Annotated in this window: 14 protein-coding genes; 12 read left to right on the top strand and 2 right to left on the bottom strand. The window is 72.0% G+C overall.

From position 1 onward, the window contains the following. From ABFS34_11495 to ABFS34_11455, 9 genes are all read left to right on the top strand, one after another. The coding region (locus tag ABFS34_11495) for a PQQ-dependent sugar dehydrogenase (GenBank protein MEN8376063.1) at positions 1–1,158 on the top strand (1,158 nt) is incomplete at its 5' end. A gap of 4 nt (positions 1,159–1,162) precedes the next feature. After that, a complete protein-coding gene (locus ABFS34_11490) occupies positions 1,163–2,692 on the top strand; it encodes a pitrilysin family protein (protein ID MEN8376062.1) in 1,530 nt (509 codons plus the stop codon). After that, the gene (locus tag ABFS34_11485) at positions 2,689–4,197 is read left to right on the top strand and encodes a pitrilysin family protein (protein MEN8376061.1); all 1,509 of its coding nucleotides are present in this window, start codon (positions 2,689–2,691) and stop codon (positions 4,195–4,197) included. The genes ABFS34_11490 and ABFS34_11485 overlap by 4 nt, the downstream gene beginning before the upstream one ends. Positions 4,198–4,221: 24 nt before the next feature. Continuing rightward, positions 4,222–5,358 carry a Re/Si-specific NAD(P)(+) transhydrogenase subunit alpha gene (locus ABFS34_11480; GenBank protein MEN8376060.1) on the top strand — a complete coding sequence of 379 codons (1,137 nt, stop codon included), beginning with the start codon at positions 4,222–4,224 and terminating at the stop codon, positions 5,356–5,358. Continuing rightward, positions 5,355–6,278 carry a hypothetical protein gene (locus tag ABFS34_11475; GenBank protein ID MEN8376059.1) on the top strand — a complete coding sequence of 308 codons (924 nt, stop codon included), beginning with the start codon at positions 5,355–5,357 and terminating at the stop codon, positions 6,276–6,278. The genes ABFS34_11480 and ABFS34_11475 overlap by 4 nt, the downstream gene beginning before the upstream one ends. Before the next feature lie 46 nt (positions 6,279–6,324). Next, entirely contained in the window at positions 6,325–6,618 is a 294-nt protein-coding gene (locus tag ABFS34_11470; GenBank protein ID MEN8376058.1) for an NAD(P) transhydrogenase subunit alpha, read from the top strand. Next, positions 6,615–8,009 carry an NAD(P)(+) transhydrogenase (Re/Si-specific) subunit beta gene (locus tag ABFS34_11465; GenBank protein ID MEN8376057.1) on the top strand — a complete coding sequence of 465 codons (1,395 nt, stop codon included), beginning with the start codon at positions 6,615–6,617 and terminating at the stop codon, positions 8,007–8,009. The genes ABFS34_11470 and ABFS34_11465 overlap by 4 nt, the downstream gene beginning before the upstream one ends. Continuing rightward, the gene (locus ABFS34_11460) at positions 8,006–8,671 is read left to right on the top strand and encodes a hypothetical protein (protein MEN8376056.1); all 666 of its coding nucleotides are present in this window, start codon (positions 8,006–8,008) and stop codon (positions 8,669–8,671) included. Before ABFS34_11465 ends, ABFS34_11460 begins: the two co-directional genes overlap by 4 nt. 16 nt (positions 8,672–8,687) lie before the next feature. Continuing rightward, positions 8,688–10,043 (top strand): sodium:proton antiporter, encoded by a 1,356-nt coding sequence (locus tag ABFS34_11455; protein ID MEN8376055.1) that lies wholly within the window; start codon positions 8,688–8,690, stop codon positions 10,041–10,043. Between the two features lie 129 nt (positions 10,044–10,172). Here ABFS34_11455 and ABFS34_11450 read toward each other — a convergent pair whose 3' ends face one another. After that, on the bottom strand, positions 10,173–12,449 hold the full coding sequence (locus ABFS34_11450) for a hypothetical protein (protein ID MEN8376054.1): 2,277 nt from the start codon (positions 12,447–12,449) through the stop codon (positions 10,173–10,175). Positions 12,450–12,628: 179 nt separating this feature from the next. Here ABFS34_11450 and ABFS34_11445 point away from each other — a divergent pair, with 179 nt between their 5' ends. The 3 genes from ABFS34_11445 (at position 12,629) to ABFS34_11435 (ending at position 16,698) form a co-directional block, all read left to right on the top strand. Next, complete coding sequence (locus ABFS34_11445) at positions 12,629–14,020, top strand: nicotinate phosphoribosyltransferase (GenBank protein MEN8376053.1); 1,392 nt, start codon at positions 12,629–12,631, stop codon at positions 14,018–14,020. A 17-nt stretch (positions 14,021–14,037) separates the two neighbouring features. Continuing rightward, entirely contained in the window at positions 14,038–14,766 is a 729-nt protein-coding gene (locus ABFS34_11440; protein MEN8376052.1) for a hypothetical protein, read from the top strand. Between the two features lie 345 nt (positions 14,767–15,111). After that, positions 15,112–16,698 (top strand): S8 family serine peptidase, encoded by a 1,587-nt coding sequence (locus ABFS34_11435; GenBank protein ID MEN8376051.1) that lies wholly within the window; start codon positions 15,112–15,114, stop codon positions 16,696–16,698. Between the two features lie 104 nt (positions 16,699–16,802). On the opposite strand, the gene ABFS34_11430 is transcribed toward ABFS34_11435, so the two are convergent. After that, positions 16,803–19,397: DUF11 domain-containing protein (locus ABFS34_11430; GenBank protein ID MEN8376050.1), on the bottom strand; the 2,595-nt coding region annotated here is incomplete at its 5' end.

Raw genomic sequence — 19,397 nt, 5'->3', positions numbered from 1 at the left:
GCCGCGATCGGCGCCGCCGCTCCCGCTCCGGCCGCGGCCCAGGGCCCGCCGCCTCCGGCCCGCCTCGCAGCGCGCAGCCTGGGCGTGGAGCGGTCCGAGCGCGAAACCTACGCCGTGCGGGTGGTGGCGGAGGGGCTGCGCACCCCCTGGAGCATCGCCTTCCTGGCCAACGACGAGTTCCTCGTGACCGAGCGCGGCGCCGGCCGGCTCGCGCGCCTCAACCTGTGGACCCGCTCGCTCGAGTACGTGGATGGGCTGCCCGACATACAGCTCGGCGGGGACGCGGGCCTGCGCGACGTGGTGCTGCACCCGGACTACGACGCCAACGGCTGGATCTACCTGTCGTACTCGGAGCCCGCCGACTCGGGCAGCACCTTGGCTGTGGACCGAGCCCGGCTGGACGGCCTCACCCTGGTCGACCGGGAGCGGCTCTTCACCGCCGCCCAATCGGCCGACACTCTGGTGCACTACGGCGGCCGCGTCGCCCTACGCGACGGCTACCTCTACGTCACCGTGGGTGACCGCGGCGAGGGCGCCCGCGCGCAGGACGCCGCCGACCACGGCGGCAAGCTGATCCGGCTGCTGGACGACGGCGGCGTGCCGCCGGACAACCCGTTCGTCGGGCGATCGGACGCCCGCCCCGAGGTCTGGAGCCTGGGCCACCGCAACCCGCAGGGACTGGTCTTCCACCCCGCGACGGGCGCGCTCTGGAGCAACGAGCACGGACCCATCGGCGGCGACGAGATCAACGTCATCCGGCCCGGCGCCAACTACGGCTGGCCCGCCATCACGTTCGGTCGCGACGACACGGGCGAGGACCCGCCGGAGGCCCCGACGCACGCCGACGGCATGGAGCAGCCCGCCTACTTCTTCGTGCCGTCTATCGGCCCGAGCGACCTGTCCTTCTACACGGGCGACCGTTTCCCGGGGTGGACGGGCAACGCGTTCGTGGCCGCGCTGGCGCAGCGGCACCTGCTGCGTCTCGTGGTCGATGGCGAGCGCGTGCAGCACGCCGAGCGCCTGCTGGAGGAGCGCGGCTGGCGCGTGCGCTTCGCGCGCCAGGCGCCCGACGGGACGATCTACGTGGGGGTGGACGGCGGCGGCGCGGAAGGCGGACTCCTGCTTCGCCTGGCCCCGCCGGAGCTCGGGGACCGGTAGCCCCGTGCGCGGCGCGCGGGGTCCGGGAGCTCTGTTCGGGCGGGCGATCATCGGCGCGTCCGTCGCGGCGATCCTGGGCGGCGCGGCCATGGTCGCCCCGTCGTACGCGCAGGACCTGCCGGTCACCCGCCTGACCCTCGACAACGGCATGCGCTTCCTGGTGCTCCCGCGTCCGGGCGCGCCGACGGTGTCGTTCGTGGTGCGCTTCGACGTGGGCAGCGCCAACGAGCGGCCGGGCGAGACCGGCGTCGCGCACCTGCTGGAGCACCTGCTCTTCAAGGGCAGCAGTTCGGTGGGGACCACCAACTGGGCGGTCGAGCGCCGCTACCTGGATCGCATCGACGCGGCGGCCGATTCGCTGGAGGCGGCGCGGGGTGGGACGCCGCCGGAGGCGGGCGCGGACACCGCCGAGGCGGCCCGCCTCCTGGCCCGCGTCGCCGCGCTGGAAGACACCGCGCGCGCGTTCGTGGCGCCCAACGAGTGGGTTCAGCTCCTGGTCGAGCAGGGCGCGCGCGGGCTCAACGCCACCACCGACGTGGACGCCACCACGTACTTCGTGGAGCTGCCTTCGAACCGGATCGAGCTGTGGTTCGCGCTCGAGGCCGATCGCATGTCCGACCCCGTCTTCCGCGAGTTCTACACCGAGCGCGACGTGGTCGCCGAGGAGCGCCGGCTGCGCGTGGAAGATCAGTCGGGCGGGCGGCTGGAGCAGGCGCTGCTCGCGGCCGCCTACCGCGTGCACCCGTATGGCGTGCCGGTGATAGGCCACGCGCGCGACCTGGGCGCGCTGACCCGCGCGCGCGTGCGCGCCTACCACGAGCGCTACTACGGCCCCAACAACGCCATCGTGGCGGTGGTGGGCGACGTGGACGAGGACGCCGTGGCGGCGTACGCGGAGCGCTACTTCGGGCGCATCCCGCGCCGCGATGAGCCGCCGCCGGTGGGCCGCGCCGAGCCGCCGCAGGCCGCTCCGCGGCGCGCCCACGTGAGCTTCGACGCGGAGCCGCAGGTGCGGCTGGCCTGGCACACGGTGACCGCGGGGCACCCGGACGCGGCGGCGCTGAGCGTGCTCGCGTCGGTGCTCGCGGGCGGCACCACCAGCCGGCTCTACAAGCGGCTCGTGCTGGAGGATCGCTCGGCGCTGGCGGTGTTCGCGGGCGGCGGGCCGGGCGCCAAGTTCCCGGGGCTCATGACCATCTCCGCGGCGCCGCTGGCGCCGCACGACAACGCCGCGCTGGAGGCCGCGATCCTGGAGGAAGTGGCGCGCCTGGCCGCCGCGCCGCCCAGCGAGCGCGAGCTGGCGGCGGTGCGCAACCAGGTGGAGGTGGGGGAGGTGGAGCGGCTGTCCTCGAACCTGGGGCTGGCGTTCCAGCTCGCCGCCTCGGAGACCCTCTTCGACGACTGGCGCGCGACCTTCCGCGCGACCGCGGAACTCAGGGCGGTCACCGCCGAGGACGTGTCGCGCGTGGCGGCCGCGTACCTGCGGGCGGCCGCGGTCACGGTGGCGACGCTGTCGCGGGAGGAGGAGCCGTGAGGGGACTCGTCGGTCGGAGTGCTCCGGCGCTCGTTGCGCTGGCGCTCACCTTCACCGCCGCGTGCGGCACCACGCCCGCGGGCCCCGGCGCACCCGACGACGGCCGCCCGCCCACGCGCCCGGCCACGCGCCCGCTCATCGGCCGCGCCGCCATCGACCGCATCTCCTTCCCCCCGCTCCGCTTCAACCCCCCGCCCACCGAGCGGCGCACGCTGGCCAGCGGCGCGCCCGTGCTGGTGGTGGAGGACCGCACGCTGCCGCTGGTGGAGGTCATGGTGCGCTTCAAGGGCGGCCCGTCCTACTTCGGCCGCGAGCGGCTGGGCGCGGCGTCGGCGGCGTCGGCGCTGCTGCGCTCGGGAGGCACCCGCTCGCTGCCCGCCGACTCGGTGGACGCGCTGATAGACTTCCACGCCTGGCGCATGGGCTTCGGCGTGGGCGGCACCACGTCGTTCGCGACCGTGGGCGCGCTGCGCCGGGACGTGGCCGGGGCGGTCCACTTGTGGGCCGAGATGCTGCGCGAGCCGCGCTTCGACCGGGAGCGGGTCGAGGTCTGGCGGGGCCGCGAGCTGGAGTCCGTCCAGCGGCGCCGCGACGACCCCAACTTCGACGCGGTGACGCGCTTCAACCGGCTGCTGTACGGCGATCACCCGGTGGGCTGGGTGATGGAGCCGGCGGACCTGGAGCCGGCCGACCTCACCCGCGAGCGCCTGAGCGCCGTCCACGCCGCGGTCTACTGCCCGGGCAACGCCACCTTCGGCGTGGCGGGCGACATCAGCGCGGACAGCGCGGTGGCGCTGCTGGACGAGGCGTTCGCGGGCTGGGCGCCGTGCGCCGCGCCGCTCGGCGAGCCGCCCACCCCCGACGTCCGCTCCACGCCCGGCGTGTTCGTGCTGCACCGGCCGCTGTCCCAGACGACCATCTACATGGGCCACGGCGGCGGCGTGTCGCGCGCGGACGGTGACGATTACTTCGCGTCCCGCATCGCCAACTCGATCCTGGGCGGCAGCGGGCTGTCCAGCCGGCTGGTGCGCACGGTCAGGACGGAGTTGGGTCTGGCGTACGGCGCGGGCACGGTGTGGACCACGCCGCGCGACCACGAGGGCGCCTTCGCGGCGTTCACGCAGACCCGCGCGGACGCCACGGTGGCGGCGGCGCGGACCGTGCTGGGGGTGGTCGACGGGCTGCGCGACGCCAGGCCCGGCGACGCCGAGGTGCGCCGCGCGATCGACGAGATAGCCAACGGGTTCGTGTTCAACTTCAGCTCTTCGGCGCGCGTCGTAGCCCGCCGGATGCTGTACGAGGCGGAGGGGCTGGGGCCCGATTGGCTGGAGCGCTACGTCGAGGGGATCCAGCGCGTAAACGCGCGGGACGTGCAGAGGGTCGCCCGGACGCATATACATCCCTCGCGCATGACGCTGCTGGTGATCGGAGACACCACCGCTTTCGACGCTCCGCTGCGGTCCCTGGGGCTGGGCGAGCCGGTGCTTCTGTCCGACGATGGTTGACCTTCACGTACGATTGGTGCGCGCATGAGAGTTTGGGTTGCCGCGGAATCGACCCCCCGCGAGAGGCGGGTCGCGCTCACGCCCGAGACGGCGGGCAAGCTGGCCAAGAACGGCGCCGAGGTGCGCGTCGTCAGCGGCGCGGGCACGCCTGCCGGCTTCGAGGACGACGACTACCGCGCGGCCGGCGTGCAGGTGGTGGACGGGTTCGATGACCTGGCCGCGGGCGACGTGGTGCTACGCGTGCGCCCGCCCGGTCGGATCGACGGCTACGACGAGGTGGACGAGCTGCCCGACGGCGCCGTGCTGGTCGGCTTCCTGGACCCGCTGGCGCAGCCCGAGGTCGCGCGCAGGCTCGCCGACCGGGGCGTGACCGCCTACGCGATGGAGCTGATCCCGCGCATCACCCGCGCGCAGTCGATGGACGCGCTGTCGTCACAGGCCAACGCCGCCGGCTACCAGGCGGTGCTCGTCGCCGCCGAGCTGCTGCCGCGCTTCTTCCCGATGCTCATGACCGCGGCCGGCACGGTGCCGCCCGCCAAGGTGCTCGTGCTGGGCGCCGGCGTGGCGGGGCTGCAGGCGATCGCCACCGCCAAGCGGCTGGGCGCGGTCGTGCAGGGCTACGACATCCGGCCCGTGGTCAAGGAACAGGTCGAGAGCCTGGGCGCGACCTACGTGGGGCTGGAGGAGGAGGACGCCGAGACCGAGGGCGGCTACGCCAAGGAGCAGACCGAGGAGCAGAAGGCGCGCGCCAAGGAGCACCTCGCCGACCTGGTCGCGGGCGCCGAGGTGGTGGTGACCACCGCGGCCATACCGGGCCGGCGGGCGCCCGTACTGATCGACCGGGCGATGGTGGAGCGCATGCACTCGGGCTCGGTGATAGTCGACGTGGCCGCGGAGAGCGGCGGCAACTGCGAGCTGACCCGCGCGGGTGAGAGCGTGGTGCACGGCGGCGTGACCATCGTGGGGCTCGACGACGGCGCCAGCGGCATGGCGGCCGACGCCAGCCGCACCTACGGGCGCAACCTGCTCACGCTGCTCGAGCACCTGGAGGGCGAGGCCGGGGTCGGCTACGACCCCGAGGACGAGATCGCGGCGGCGTGCTGCGTCACGCACGGCGGCGCCATAGTCAACGAACGCGTGCGGGAGGCGGCGGGGGGATGAAGCGGACGACGGGGAGGGCGGGGCAGTGGAGGAGGGCGTTCTGGCTGACCGCGGCGGTTGCCGGGTGTGGGGGCGGCGTGGGAACCGACGGGGCGCCGCCGGCACCGGCGGCCGAGGCCGCGCCCGTCGAGCCCGCGTGCGCCGCGCCGCCGCTGCCGGCGTTCGAGACGCGCTCGGAGGTGATCGAGGACCCGGCCACGATGGCCTCGCCGCGCAGCGTGTACGCGTGGGCGGGCCGGGACGACGCCAACCTCGGCGTCGGGCACCTCATCCTGAACGATGCGCAGGAGCTCGCGCCGGCCAACGACCTCTACTACGGCTGGCCGCGGCACGCCGTCTTCCCCCTATACGACGCGCCGAACGGCGAGCACATCGGCTGGTTCGACCGCGGCTGGGTGGTGCTGGGCTTCGGCTACGACGCGCTGCACCGCCAGGGCTCGGGCGCCGGCCAGGTCGAGACCGACTACGAGCACCAGACCATCGTAGTGCTGGACACCGCGCCGGGCGGCTGGTACCGCATCCGCCACACCGAGCCGCGCCGCGACCAACCCGGCACCGCCTGGGTGCAGTCCTGCCACCTCCGCACCGGCCCCGTCGGCATGTCCCTGCGCGGCTGGGAGGACGTCTTCGGCCCGGGGCTCGTGGAGAACATCTACTTCCGCTCCGAGGTGCGCCACTCGCTGCGCGCCGCGGCCTCCGCGGATGCAGAGCGGGTCGCGTGGATACCCGGCGACCGCGACGCGACCGACATCACCGTGCTGGAGCTCGCCGGCGACTGGATGCGCGTCAGCGTGCAGAATCCGTCGACCTGGTGCCTGGGCGAGGACGCCCCGGAAGGGGTCGAGGTGGCGGAGGGGTGGATCAAGTGGCGAGACGACGAGAAGGGCCCGTGGATCTGGTGGTACACGCGCGGCTGCTGAAAACGCCGCGGTCCCCCAGCTCTCAGTTATCCGTCAGGGAGGCGGCATGCTCGAAGCGCTGTTGATTTCGATCACGATCTTCGTGCTGGCGATGTTCGTCGGCTTCGAGGTCATCACGAAGGTCCCGACCATCCTGCACACGCCCCTGATGTCCGGCTCCAACGCCATCTCGGGCATCGCCATCATAGGCGCGGTGCTGGTGGCCGGCCGGCTGTCGGGGACGCTCAGCGTCACGCTCGGCGTGATCGCGGTCGCGATGGCCACGATCAACGTAGTCGGCGGCTTCCTCGTCACCGACCGCATGCTGCAGATGTTCAAGCGCAAGGAGGAGGGCCAGTGAGCGCCGCCCTTCTCATCGACGCGGCGTACGTGATCGCCGCGGTCCTCTTCATCGTCGGCCTCAAGCGCCTCGGCTCACCCGAGACCGCGCGCTCGGGCAACATATCGGGCGCGCTGGGCATGCTCGTCGCCATCGCCGCCACGCTCTTCAGCCAGGAGATCCTGGGGTTCGGCGCGATCCTGGCCGGCGTCGGCATCGGTGGGCTGATCGGGCTGGTGCTCGCGCGCACCGTGCAGATGACCGCCATGCCGCAGCTCGTGGCGGTGTTCAACGGCTTCGGCGGCGGCGCGTCCGCGCTGGTCGCCGTGGACGAGTACATCCGCATTGGCGAGACGGGGGCCGCCGCAACGCCCGACGTGGCGTTCACGATCGCCGCGGGCATCCTGATCGGCACGGTGACGTTCTCCGGCAGCATGGTGGCGTTCGGCAAGCTGCAGGGCGTGGTCTCGGGCAACGCCGTGACCTACCCGCTGCAGAACGCCTCCAACGCGCTCATCGCGCTCGGCATCCTGGGCGTGGCCGGGTGGATGATCTCCGCCTACGACCCGCGCGCGCTGCTGATCCTGGCGGCGGTGTCGTTCGTGTTCGGGATCCTGCTCGTGATCCCCATCGGCGGCGCCGACATGCCGGTGGTGATCGCGCTGCTGAACTCCTACTCGGGGCTGGCGGCGTCGGCCGCCGGGTTCGTCCTGAGCAACGACATCCTGATCATCAGCGGCGCGCTGGTGGGCGCGTCCGGGCTGATCCTGACGTCGATCATGTGCCGCGCGATGAACCGCTCGCTGGCCAACGTGCTGTTCGGCGCGTTCGGCGCGGGTGGCACTACGGCCGCGATCGGGCCCGCGGGTGACGGCGACAAGACCGTACGCGAGATCACCCCCGACGACGCGGCGGTGCTGATGGCGTACTCGAAGTCCGTCGTGGTGGTGCCCGGCTACGGGCTGGCGGTGGCGCAGGCGCAGCACCAGGTGCGCGAGATGGGCGACCTGCTGGAGGAGAAGGGGGTGGACGTGCGCTACGCGATCCACCCCGTGGCGGGGCGCATGCCGGGCCACATGAACGTGCTGCTGGCGGAGGCCAACGTGCCCTACCCGCAGCTCTGGGAGATGGAGCGGATCAACCCCGAGCTGGAGCGCACCGACGTGGTCCTGATCGTGGGCGCCAACGACGTGGTGAACCCCACCGCCGAGGACGACCCCAGCAGCCCGATCTACGGCATGCCCATCATCGAGGTGCACCACGCCAAGCACACCATCGTGCTCAAGCGCAGCCTGAGCCCCGGCTTCGCGGGGATCGACAACCCGCTGTTCTACGCGGAATCCAACCGCATGCTGTTCGGCGACGCCAAGGCCAGCATCACCGCCCTCGTACAGGAGCTGAAGAACCTGTGACCCACCTCCCGACGCGTCTCGCCGCCGCCGCCCTGACGCTCGCCCTCGCGGTCCCCGCGCACGCGGCTGCGCAGGGCTCCTCCGACGGAGCCGACGGGCTGAGCGTCCTGAAGAAGGGGCGCCGCTCGCTCGAATTCAACCTCGCCGACGTGTTCGGCGGCTTCGGCGACCAGGGCCGCTTCGGCTACTGGAGCATGCGCTCGGACCGCACCGCGCTGGGGCTGTTCGCCAACGTCGCGTTCAGCCGCTCCGACACCGATCGGACGCAGGACGAGGTGGAGACCGACCGCACCAGCTTCGCCGTCTCGCTCGGGCCCTCGCTCAAGCGCTACGTCCGCACGGTGGGCCCGGTCGCGCCCTACATCCGCGGCGACCTGGCGGCGGGCATCCAGCGCACCAGCGACGACTTCGTGTCGCCCCAGGCGACCGCCGAGTCGACCAGCACCGCGTTCATCGCCAGCGCCGGCTTCCTGCTGGGCGCCGAGTGGTTCCCGCTGGAGGGCATCAGCGTGGGCGGCCACACCGGCCTGGTGCTGGACTTCGTGCACGACAGCCAGGAGCAGACCGTCAGCGGGCCGGTGTCCGACCTGATCGAGACCGATTTCTCCAGGATCTCGGTGTCGACGGTCACCACGGGCCTGCTGTTCCAGATCTGGTTCTGACCCCGCGGTCGGCGCCGTGACGATCTTCGAGCTGCTGGCGGTGGTCATCACCCTCACCGCCGCGCTCGGCTTCGCCAACGAGCGCTGGCTGCGCCTGCCCACGGTCATCGGCGTCACCATCGCCGGGATGGTGACCTCCATCGGCGTGCTCGCGCTGGGCCACTTCGGCGCGTTCGGCGGCGGGACCGCGTTCGCCGAGGACGTGCTGGCGCGCATCGACTTCGACGCGCTGCTCATGCAGGGGATGCTGGGCGCGCTCCTGTTCGCGGGCGCGCTCGAGGTCGACATCGGCGAGCTGGCGCGCCAGAAGTGGACGATCCTGGTGCTCGCCACCGTCGGCGTGGTCGCCTCGACGTTCATCGTGGGGGGCGCGCTGCACCTCGTGCTGGGCGCGCTGGGCCTGCGCATCGACTTCGTCTACGCGCTGCTGTTCGGCGCGCTGATCTCGCCCACCGACCCCATCGCCGTGCTCGCGCTGCTCAAGCGCGCGCGCGCCCCCAAGGAGCTGGAGACGCTGATCGGCGGCGAGTCGCTGTTCAACGACGGCGTGGGGGTGGTGGTGTTCGCGCTGATCCTGGGGGTCGCGGTGGCGGGCGGGCACGGCGACCCCGCGGGCGGCGCCGACTTCGGCCACGTGGCCACGCTCTTCCTGGAGGAGGCGGTCGGCGGCGTCCTGTTCGGCCTGGCGCTGGGGCTGGCGGCGTACTGGATGCTGAAGGAGATCGACGCCTACGGCATCGAGATCCTGGTCACGCTGGCGGTGGTCACGGGTGGCTACGCGCTGGCCGGGAGGCTGCACACCTCGGGGCCGCTGGCGATGGTCGTGGCGGGGCTGCTCATCGGCAACCGCGGGCGCGCGTTCGCCATGTCGGAGAAGACCAAGCAGCACCTGGACACCTTCTGGCTGGTGATCGACGAGGTGCTGAACGCGGTCCTCTTCGTGCTCATCGGCCTCGAGGTGCTCGTCCTGGAGCTGTCGCCGCTGTTCCTGGTGGCCGGGCTGATCGCCATCCCCATCGTGCTGGCTTCGCGCTTCGTGAGCGTCGGCCTGCCCATCATGGCGCTGCGCCGGCGCCGCCGCTTCCTGGACTACACCGTGCGCATCATGACCTGGGGCGGGCTGCGCGGCGGCATCGCCATCGCGCTGGCGCTGTCCATCCCGGCGTCGCGACAGCGCGACCTGCTGCTGCTCATGACCTACGTGGTGGTGGTCTTCAGCATCATCGTGCAGGGGCTCACGGTGGAGCCGCTGGCGCGCCGGGCGATGGCGGGCGAGGGCCTGCCCACGGCCGGGGACGTGGCTCTGGAGCGCGCGGACCGGCAGCGGGCGGAGGAGCGAGGAGGCGACGAAGGAGCGCCCGGGGAGGGGTAGGGGGCGCGGAGGACGTCGAGGGTCCCCACATTCGCAGAAAGCAACTAGTTCAAATTTTGAGCTAGTTGCAAAGTGCCTCGGGGGGAGGTGACGCGGGTGGCGCGGGTGCCACCTCTAGCCCTCCACCTCCTAGGGCACGAAGAACGTCCGCTCCGCCTGCGCCGTCTCGCCCGTGTCCCGGCGCACCACGCGCACCGTGATGCGGTAGGTGTGGCCGGGCTCGACCGCGGCCTCCACGCGCCGGTCCTCACGCACCGCGCCGTCGCCGTCGGGCGCGGCGATGTCCTGGAAGGTCACGCGCACGGGGTCGGGCTTGCCGCCGCCGAACAGCCCCTTGATCGCCCCCCACACGCCGCCGCCGCCGTCGCGCTCCACCGTGACCTCGGTGTCGTAGGCGACGTCGGCCGGCAGGTTGTAGGCCTCGTAGTACAGCCGGAAGGTGCCGCCGCCGTAGCTGCGCGTGGGCACCAGCGCGAGCGCCCGGCCGGCGCGCACGTAGGCGCCTTCCACGCCGGGCTCGGCCATCAGCAGGTCGCTCAGGATGAGCTTGTCGGTGCCGTACCAGGGCACCTCCAGGTCGTCGCCGGTGATCTCCCCGCGGCGGCCGTCGGCGGTGCCGATCAGGACGCGGTGCAGGAGCTCGGCGCCGGGCGGCGACAGCAGCGACAGGTGTCCGCGGATCCACGCCTCGTCCGATTCCGGCAGCGGGGAGGGCACGCCCAGCAACAAATCCTCGCGCTCCGCCCACCAGAGCGCTGTGTCCACCACGGCCACGCGCATGCGCAGCGCGTCGTCCGGATCGGGGCCGGCCGCCGCCGGGTCGGCGCCGCGCAGGCTAGCCACCGGCACCGCCACCGCGGTGACGATCTCGGTCTGGCCGTCCGGGCCGCGGAAGGTGTGCAGGTCGTAGAGGAAGGGCAGCGGCGCGTCGAACGAGGGCCGGTGCGTGTCGGTGGCGAGCCCCTCGCGCGCGTCGCGGCGCATGTACAGGCTGGCCTCGGCGGTGCGCGTACCGTTGCAGCGGTGGGCGAGCTGCCGCAGTCGGCGGTCGTAGTCGCCGCGGTCGTCCAGCCAGCGGCCGCTGCACGGCAGCGTGTGGATGAGCACGTAGTCGGCGTAGTTGCCGCCGCCGCCGTTGAACGGGCTGTTGTAGCGGATGAAGTGGAACAGCCGGTAGCCGCCGTCCTCGCCGGGGTAGACCCAGGTCTGGTTCTGGGTGGTGAACGGCGTGCTGATCACGTCGATGGGCTCGCCGTGGCGCACGAAGATCTGCCCGCGCTCGTCCAGCCGGGGGTCGCCCATGCGGCGCAGGAAGAGCGCGTTGGGGGGCGGGGACCCGCGTTTGGCGCGCCGGCGATACTGCTCCAGCGCGACCTTGAGGCGGCGGTAGTGTTCGCCGGCGCGTTCGGGCTCCTCCACTCCGGACAGCGCCGCGCGCGGCGTCCACACGGCGCGCAGCCATTCGGCCATGACGTCGGCCGGCCGTTCGGCGCGCGCGGCGCGCTCCTCGTCGCCCAGCAGCGGCGCGACGTCCGCGAAGTAGCGCGCCGCGCCCTCGTCGTCGAGCCCGTCCAGCCCGGCGAGCCACGCGGCCAGGCCCTCATCGTCCAGCCCCAGTCCGAACAGCGCGCGCGCCTCGGCCAACCGACGCTCGGCGTTCGAGCCCTCCAGCTCCAGCGCGCGGCGCGCGCTCTCCAGGCCCACGTCGTAGTAGCCCAGCGCCGAGGAGGCCCTGGACATGGCGAGCGCGATGGTCGCGTCCGGGGCGGGCACCCGACTCGGGGCCGCGTCCGGGCCCGGAGCGGCGTCCGGCCCCGCTTCGTTGAACACCAGGTGCAGCGCGCTCTTGGCGGCGAGCAGCCCGCCCTGGTCGTTGGTCGCGAGAGACAGCTCCACCAGCGTCTGCGCGGCCTCGGGCAGGATGGGCCGCAGCCGCAGCGCGTCGCGCAGCGCGCGCTTCGCCTGGGAGGTGGCGTCGCGGCCAAACGCCTCCGCGAACACCTCGCCCACCACCAGGCCGTTCAGGATGCCGCCCGGCGAGGGGATCCTGGCCGGCGGAGCCCCGACCTTGGCGAGCGCCCAGCCGTACAGCGGCCAGGGGTCGCGCTCGTCCAGGTCCCGGGCGTGCTCGAAGGACTTTTCCGCGCGCTCGCGCAGGCGCTCGTGTCCGCTCACCTGGAACAGCCGCAGCGCGGTGAAGCCCGCGGCCACGTGGCCGTGGGGGTCGAAGCCCGCGGCGTCGCGCAGGTCTCGCTCCATGCCGAGCAGGACGTCGGTGTCCGTGATCACCGCCAGCGAATCCCGCAGCGAACGCAGGTCGGTCTGGGCGCTGCCGGAGGCGGCAGATCCCAGCGCGGCGAGGCAGGCCATCTGGAGGGCCAGGCGTAGAGAAGTCTTGCGGACCATGGAACTCCGTTGCAACGGACGACGCGACCCTGGGCGGCGGCGCGGTATCCCTTACCCAAATACAACGCCCGGGCGTCGAAGTTCGTGCCGGGCGGACGCCGAAGTTCGTGCCGGGCGCGGGTCGAACATTGCTCCTGGCACATGGGCACCGGAAGGCTACATTCGATGCGATGAACGCGATGAGCGACGCGAGCCTGCAGCAAGCCCTGCCCGCCCCCCTGCCGTGGGTTGCGGCCCGCGACCTGTGCCTCCTCACGGACTTGTACCAGCTGGCGATGGTGCGCGCGTACTGGGAGGAGGACATGAGGGGCGAGGCGGTGTTCAGCCTGTTCGCGCGCAGGCTTCCGCCGAGCCGCAACTTCCTGCTGGCGTGCGGCCAGGAGGCCGTGCTCGAGGCGATCGAAGGACTGGCGTTCGACGACGCGGCGCTGCGCCACCTGGCGACCTTCGAGGTGTTTCCGCCGTCATTTCTGGACTGGCTCGCCGGATTCCGCTTCACGGGCGACGTGTTCGGCGTGCCGGAGGGGACGCCGGTGTTCGCGCGCGAGCCCATCGTCGAGGTCGTCGCGCCGCTGCCGCAGGCGCAGCTCGTGGAGACGCTGCTGGTCAACCAGGTGCACCTCCAGACGGTGCTCGCCTCCAAGGCCACCCGCGTCGTGTCGGCCGCGCGCGGCCACCCGGTGGTGGATTTCGGGCTGCGCCGCTCCCACGGGGTGGACGCCGGCCTGAAGGCGGCGCGCGCGTTCTACGTCGCGGGCGTGGCGGCGACCAGCAACGTCCTCGCGGGCAAGGTCTGGGGCATCCCCGTCAGCGGGACCATGACGCACAGCTACCTGGAGGCCCACGCCGACGAGCTGGAGGCGTTGCGCGCGTTCGCGGCGCGCTTCGCCGACACCACGCTGCTGGTCGACAGCCACGGCACGCTGGAAGGCGTGCGCAACGTGATCACGTTGGCCACCGAGCTCGGCGACTCGTTCGACGTGCGCGCGGTGCGGCTGGATCCGGGCCGTGACGGCCGCCTGGCCAAGGAAGCCCGGGCGGTGCTGGACCAGGCCGGCTTGTCCCACGTGGACATCTTCGCCAGCGGCGGGCTGGACGAGGCCTCGATCGATCGGCTGATGGAGGCGGGAACGCCCATAGCCGGCTTCGGCGTCGGCACCGAGATGTCGGTGCCGCGCGACGCCCCCTCGCTGGACCTCGCGTACGCGCTGTCGGCGTACCGCGGGCCCGGCCCGCTGAAGATCGACGCCGACAACATCCTGCCCGGCCGCAAGCAGATCTTCCGCGTGGAGGTCGACGGCGTCGCCATGCGCGACGTGATCGCGCGCGCGGACGAGGAGCGGCCGGGGACGCCGCTGCTCGTGCCCCTGATGAGCCGCGGCAGGCGGACCCAGGCGGCGCGCCGAACGCTGCCGGAGATACGCGACGCGGCGCGCGCGAGCGTCGCCGCGCTGCCGGAGCGGGTGCGGGGCGTGGGCGCGCCGGACACGCCCTACCCGGTCGAGGTTTCCGACCGCCTCGAAGAGGAGCGCAGGCGCCACGCGGAGGCGCCAGCGGCGGAGGACCACTGAAGGAGGAGAAGCCAACCATGCACGACGACCACGACGGCCCACACGAGCAGCCCGAGGAGCCGCTGGTGTCGGACGCCTATCGCGCCCCGCCGGCGCCGGGCTACCACGCGCCTGGCGGGGACGGCAACGCGTCGCTGGCGCTCGCCGTGGGCCTCATCGCGGCCGTCGCAGCGGGTGTCGCGTGGGCGCTCATCGTGCTGAAAACCGGCTACGAAATCGGCTGGATCGCGTGGGGCATAGGGCTGCTCGTGGGGTTTGCGATGAGCAGGCTGACGACCGCCAGGTCGCAGGGGCTCGCGGTCTCGGCTGCCGCCTTCGCCGCGATCGGCCTCCTGGTAGGCAAGCTCCTGATCTCGTCCTGGAGCGCGGGCATGCTGGAAGACGCCATCCTGGAGGACGAGGACTGGATGGCCCAGGTGGTCATCGACGACATGCTGGTGGAGCGCAGCTTCTCCGTCGAGACCCTGGAGGGATACGACGCGGCGGTGGCGGCGGAGGACACGCTGTCCGACGCGCTGTGGGAACGCATGGTCTCCGAGGCGCGCACCCGCACCGCGACGCTGTCCGACGAGGAACGCGCGGCGGTGGCGAGCGAGTTCGCGCGGCAGGCGATCGGGTCGCTGGGCCTGGTCGAACGAATCCAGGCGCAGATGAGCGGCTGGGATCTGCTGTGGTTCTTCCTCGCGGTGAGCACCGCGTTCGGCATGATGAAGGCCTCCGAGCCGGAGGGCGTGGCGGCGGTGTGAGGCGGTAGCGGCCGGGACCCGGAATAATGTAGCACCCGAGGCGGCAAGAAGTGCGCAGTGAGGGGGTCCGGACCGGGCGACGGCCGGACCCCACGGGCCGCCCCCGCGAGTCGCCTAACCTCCCGCGATCCAAGACGTTCCGCGTTAGCCGCGGCCCGGCAGATCATCTGTTTCGCCGGGGCGCCGGTATCTTGCGGGAGTCTGTGCGCGCGCGCACGGCGGATCGGGACAATCCGCCGAACGATACCCTGAACCGGGCCATCCAAGCGCCACCGGCTCTCCTCCGCGTCAGCAAGCTCGCGTTCCCAACCCCGCTGGTCATGGCTGCTCGGGGGAGAAACCCCAATGAAGCGTGCGGTCTGGCTGTTCGCCGTCCTCGGCATCGTCGGCTGCGGAGAAGGCTTCCTTGGTCCGCGTGAGGCGACGGACCCTCTCGGCGGGCCCAGCGAGTCCGCGGTCGCGGGCGGCGCGGAGCGCGTCATCATCCTGCTGGAGCAGGGGGTCGCCCCGCGCGGGTTCGCGGCGCGCCACGGCATCGACCCGCAGTACGTCTACACGCACGCCGTCAACGGCCTGGCCGGGTCTATTCCCGAGGCCGCCCGCGCCGCCCTGGAGCGCGCGCCGGGGGTGCGTGCGGTGGTGTCCGACCTGCGCGTCTCGATCGACGGCGATCAGGCGGATCCGCCCTGGGGCCTGGACCGCATCGACCAGCGGGGCGCCGCGCTCGACGGGCTCTACTCGTACGACCTGTCCGGCGCGGGCGTGACCACGTACGTGGTGGACACCGGGATCCGCACCAGCCACGCGGAGTTCGGCGGGCGGGCCCGCGCGGGCTTCGACGCGCTGGGCGGAGACGCCTCCGACTGCAACGGGCACGGAACGCACGTCGCCGGCACGATCGGCGGTTCGACCTACGGCGTCGCGAAGGGCGTCGAGCTGGTCGCGGTGCGCGTGCTCGACTGCAACGGCGCGGGCACCGTGAGCGGCGTGATCGCCGGGCTGGACTGGATCCTCGCCGAGGGGGCGGCCGGGGTGGTCAACATGTCGCTCGGCGGCGGCGCCTCGGACGCCTTTGACGAGGCCGTCGCGGGGCTCACCGCGGCCGGCTTCCCGGTCGTAGTGGCGGCCGGAAACAGCGGCGCCGACGCGTGCGACGTCTCGCCCGCGCGCGCGCCGAGCGCGGTCACCGTGGGCGCCTCCGACGGCGCCGACGACCGCGCGCCGTTCTCCAACTACGGCGATTGCGTGGACCTGTTCGCGCCCGGCGTGAACGTGCTGTCCGCGCACAACGCCTCCGATGACGCCACCGCGGTGTTCAACGGGACGTCCATGGCGTCGCCGCACGCAGCGGGCGCGGCCGCGCTACTGATGGAGGCGAACCCCGGCGTGGGCGCGGGCGCGATCAGCGACCTGCTCTGGCAGCACGCGACCAAGAACGTGGTGACCAACTCCTTCTCGGAGAACGCGCACGTGCTGAGCACGCTGCGCGAGGTGATGGACGACAGCGGCGATCCGCCGCCCTCCGAGCCGCCGCTGCCGCCGACGAACGTAAGCGCGGTCGCAGACGCGTCCGAGGTGCGCATCACCGTGACCTGGGACGTCCAGGAGCCGGACGCGATGCGCTTCGAGCTCTACTATCGGTCTGCGGGCGAGCAGTTCGGGCCGTGGCAGATGGTCAGCGGCCCGGCGACCACGACGCTGGTGTCGTTCGGCCCGCTGTACCTCGATCCGTCCACGACGTACGAGTTCTCCGTCCGGCTGGAGACCTGGCACGGGATGTTCTCGGCGATGTCGGAGCCGGCGGTGGCGACGACCTGCGCCGCGAAGGACGGACGCGAGCGCTGCGCGAGCGCCGACGGCGACGAAAGCGGCGCCACCGGCAAGGGCAACAACGGCGGCGGCAACGGCAAGGGGCGGGGCAAGAAGAGCTGACCGAATCACGGGTTCCCCGCGTCGGCTTCGGATCAACCGGAGAAATGGTGAGTCTCCCACCACCCCGGCAGCCGCTGCGCTGCCGGGGCAGAGGAAGAAGGCCGTCAGGTCGTTCGCAGCGTTCGCCGTGCATCGGTGACCTGACTCGATACGACACCGTTGCGCCTGCCGCTGGCCGGCCACGGCGTTCCGATCCGACGATTCGACCGCGGACGCAGGACCCGCAGGTCTGCGGACGCCTCCGCCGGTGTAGCGACGGAACCGAACGTCAGGTCGGAGGCCTCGGCCAGCCGTACCGACGGCGCACGGAACAGGAAGGCGGTTCCGTTCTCCGTGACGGTGATGGTGTCGCCGTCGGAGATCCAGTCACCGGCGGAGCCACTCGGTGGGGGCGCGTAATTCGACGCCTGGGCCCACGCCGTGTTGGGGATGTCCCTCGGCTGGCAGTTGGAGACGTTGATCGGGACCGGAGCGATGAAGTCCTTGACCTGGGACGTGAAGCTGTCCGAAGACCGGCTCTTCAGGAACGCCGACCCGAAGTTGCGGCACACGCCCGCCTGGAAGATGCCGGAGGCCTGCAGATCGAAGCCAGCCTCTCCGAACGTGAGCGGATCGAGCGTGCGCGGATCGTTCGGCGCAATCGAATCCACGACGCTGCCGGAATTGACGGCGCCGGCAACGGCTGGCGGATTCAGTGCCTGCACGTTGCCCCAGCACGGGAACTTGTTGGTGGCTTCGCACACGCTCGCCGCACTCGCCCCGCCCGCGCTCGCTTCGGTGATCCAGACGTGGAAGCCCAGCGTCGGTGTCGTGCCACCGTTTTCCAGGTCGTACTTGCCCAGAATGTCGCCGGCGGTCCGCACCGGCGTGACACCGTTCGAGCTCAGCGTTGTCGACTGATTCAGCTCGATGTCCATGTTCGTCGTGCCGTTCGGCTCCTGCACGCGCTCCCACGCGATGTAGAGGAAGTCATGGATCGAGTCTCCCGCGGGTGTCGAGACCGTTTGCTTCCGGCTGGTGATGTAGAAGCGCCGCAGGTCGCTCTTGTTGTTCGGAATCGAGCCGGTCACGGTACCCGGTGCTTCCGTGTCCTCCTTGACGCCCCCGGCGAAGGAGTCGTCATCTGAACCCGTCGGCAGATCGATGCGGCAGCCGACGCTGTTGCCGGGGTTGGTCGTGTCGCAAACGATGCCGGCGTCATGCCAGTCGATGCCCGGCACGCCACCATTGTCGAACAGGTTTCCATCGATCTCGATCGCGGCCACCGGCGTGCCGCCGCCCGCAGGCAGCAGGTAGCTGGTCGGGATCGTATCGGTCTTGACGACCACGGTGAAGCTGGAGTCGGCAAGCAGGGTCCCGATGTCGCAGTTCAGCTCCGGCATCGTGTCGCCGCTGACGACGACGGTGTCCGCGAGCGAGCAGGCCGCCAGGTTGGGCGTCTCCGAGACGATCGACCACGTCAGCCCGCTGTTGGGCAGCGTGTCCTTCAACATGACGTCGTAGGCATCGCCCGGTCCGTCGTTCGAGACCGTGATGTTGAAGACGGCCGTGTCACCCACCGCGATCGTGTCGACCCCCGCCGTCTTCGTGATCGACAGGTCCGGACACTGCACGGCGAGCGAGTCGGTGTCGCTCTCGGTGGTGTCGTTGGCCGCGCTCGCGTGACCCGTGTTGGTCACCGTGCCGCAGTCGGCCGCGTCGGTCACGGCGCCGACGGTCACCTCCGCCGAGTCGCCGGCCAGCATCGTGCCGAAGTCGCACGTCAGGATGTCGCTGGCGACCATGCACGCGGTGTCCGGATCGTCGAGCTCCACCCAGCTCAGCCCGCCGTTGGGCAGCGTGTCGGCCAGCGTGACGCTGTCGGCGTCGCCCGGCCCAGCGTTCCAGACGATGACCTTGAACTTGATCGAGTCGCCTGCCGACACCGTGTCGGTTACCGCCTCCTTGTCGATGTTGATGTCGGGACACTGCACCACGAGCGAGTCGGTGTCGCTCCTGGTGCTGTCGTTGACCGCGCTCACGTGACCGGTGTTTGTCACCGTGCCGCAGTCGGCCTGGCTGGTCTCGGCCCCGACCGTCACTTCGGCCGAGTCGTTGGCCATCATCGTGCCGAAGTCGCACGTCAGGATGTCGCCGGCGCCGATCGAGCACGCGGCGTCCGGGTCACTGACCTCGAACCAGCTCAGCCCGCCGTCGGGCAGCGTGTCGGCCACCATCACGCTGTCGGCGGTGCCGGGGCCCGGGTTCCAGACCACGACCTTGAACTGGATCGTGTCGCCCGCGCTGACCGTGTCGGTCAGCGCCTCCTTGTCGATCATCACGCTCGGGCACTGCACGAGCAGCGAGTCGGTGTCGCTGACCGTGGTGTCGTTGGCAGCGTCCGCGTAGGCGGTGTTGACCACCGTGCCGCAGTCGGCCGCGTCGGTCAGCGCGCTGACGGTGACCATCGCCGAGTCGTCGGCCATCATCTCGCCGAAGTCGCACGTCAGCTCCTGCAACGGCCCCGCGATCGTGGCGATCGAGCAGTCGGCGTTGGCCGGGTCCTCGAACCAGTCGAGCCCGCTGTCGGGCAGTGTGTCGGTCAGCATCACGCTGTCCGCGTCGCCCGGTCCCGGGTTCCACACCAGCACCTTGAAGCTGATCGTGTCGCCCGCGCTGACCGTGTCGGTCAGCGCCTCCTTGTCGATCATCACGCTCGG

The sequence above is a fragment of the Gemmatimonadota bacterium genome (genome assembly GCA_039715185.1).
Taxonomy (GTDB): Bacteria; Gemmatimonadota; Gemmatimonadetes; order Longimicrobiales; family RSA9; genus DATHRK01.
Note: the sequence above shows the minus strand (reverse complement) of the source record. Positions and strands in the feature narration are given on the sequence as shown.

Excerpts from the sequence above, each read along its gene's own strand:
- ABFS34_11480 (MEN8376060.1), top strand. The coding sequence starts at position 4,222 with ATGAGAGTTTGGGTTGCCGCGGAATCGACCCCCCGCGAGAGGCGGGTC.
- ABFS34_11475 (MEN8376059.1), top strand. The coding sequence starts at position 5,355 with ATGAAGCGGACGACGGGGAGGGCGGGGCAGTGGAGGAGGGCGTTCTGG.
- ABFS34_11470 (MEN8376058.1), top strand. The coding sequence starts at position 6,325 with ATGCTCGAAGCGCTGTTGATTTCGATCACGATCTTCGTGCTGGCGATG.
- ABFS34_11450 (MEN8376054.1), bottom strand. The coding sequence starts at position 12,449 with ATGGTCCGCAAGACTTCTCTACGCCTGGCCCTCCAGATGGCCTGCCTC.
- ABFS34_11445 (MEN8376053.1), top strand. The coding sequence starts at position 12,629 with ATGAGCGACGCGAGCCTGCAGCAAGCCCTGCCCGCCCCCCTGCCGTGG.
- ABFS34_11440 (MEN8376052.1), top strand. The coding sequence starts at position 14,038 with ATGCACGACGACCACGACGGCCCACACGAGCAGCCCGAGGAGCCGCTG.
- ABFS34_11435 (MEN8376051.1), top strand. The coding sequence starts at position 15,112 with ATGAAGCGTGCGGTCTGGCTGTTCGCCGTCCTCGGCATCGTCGGCTGC.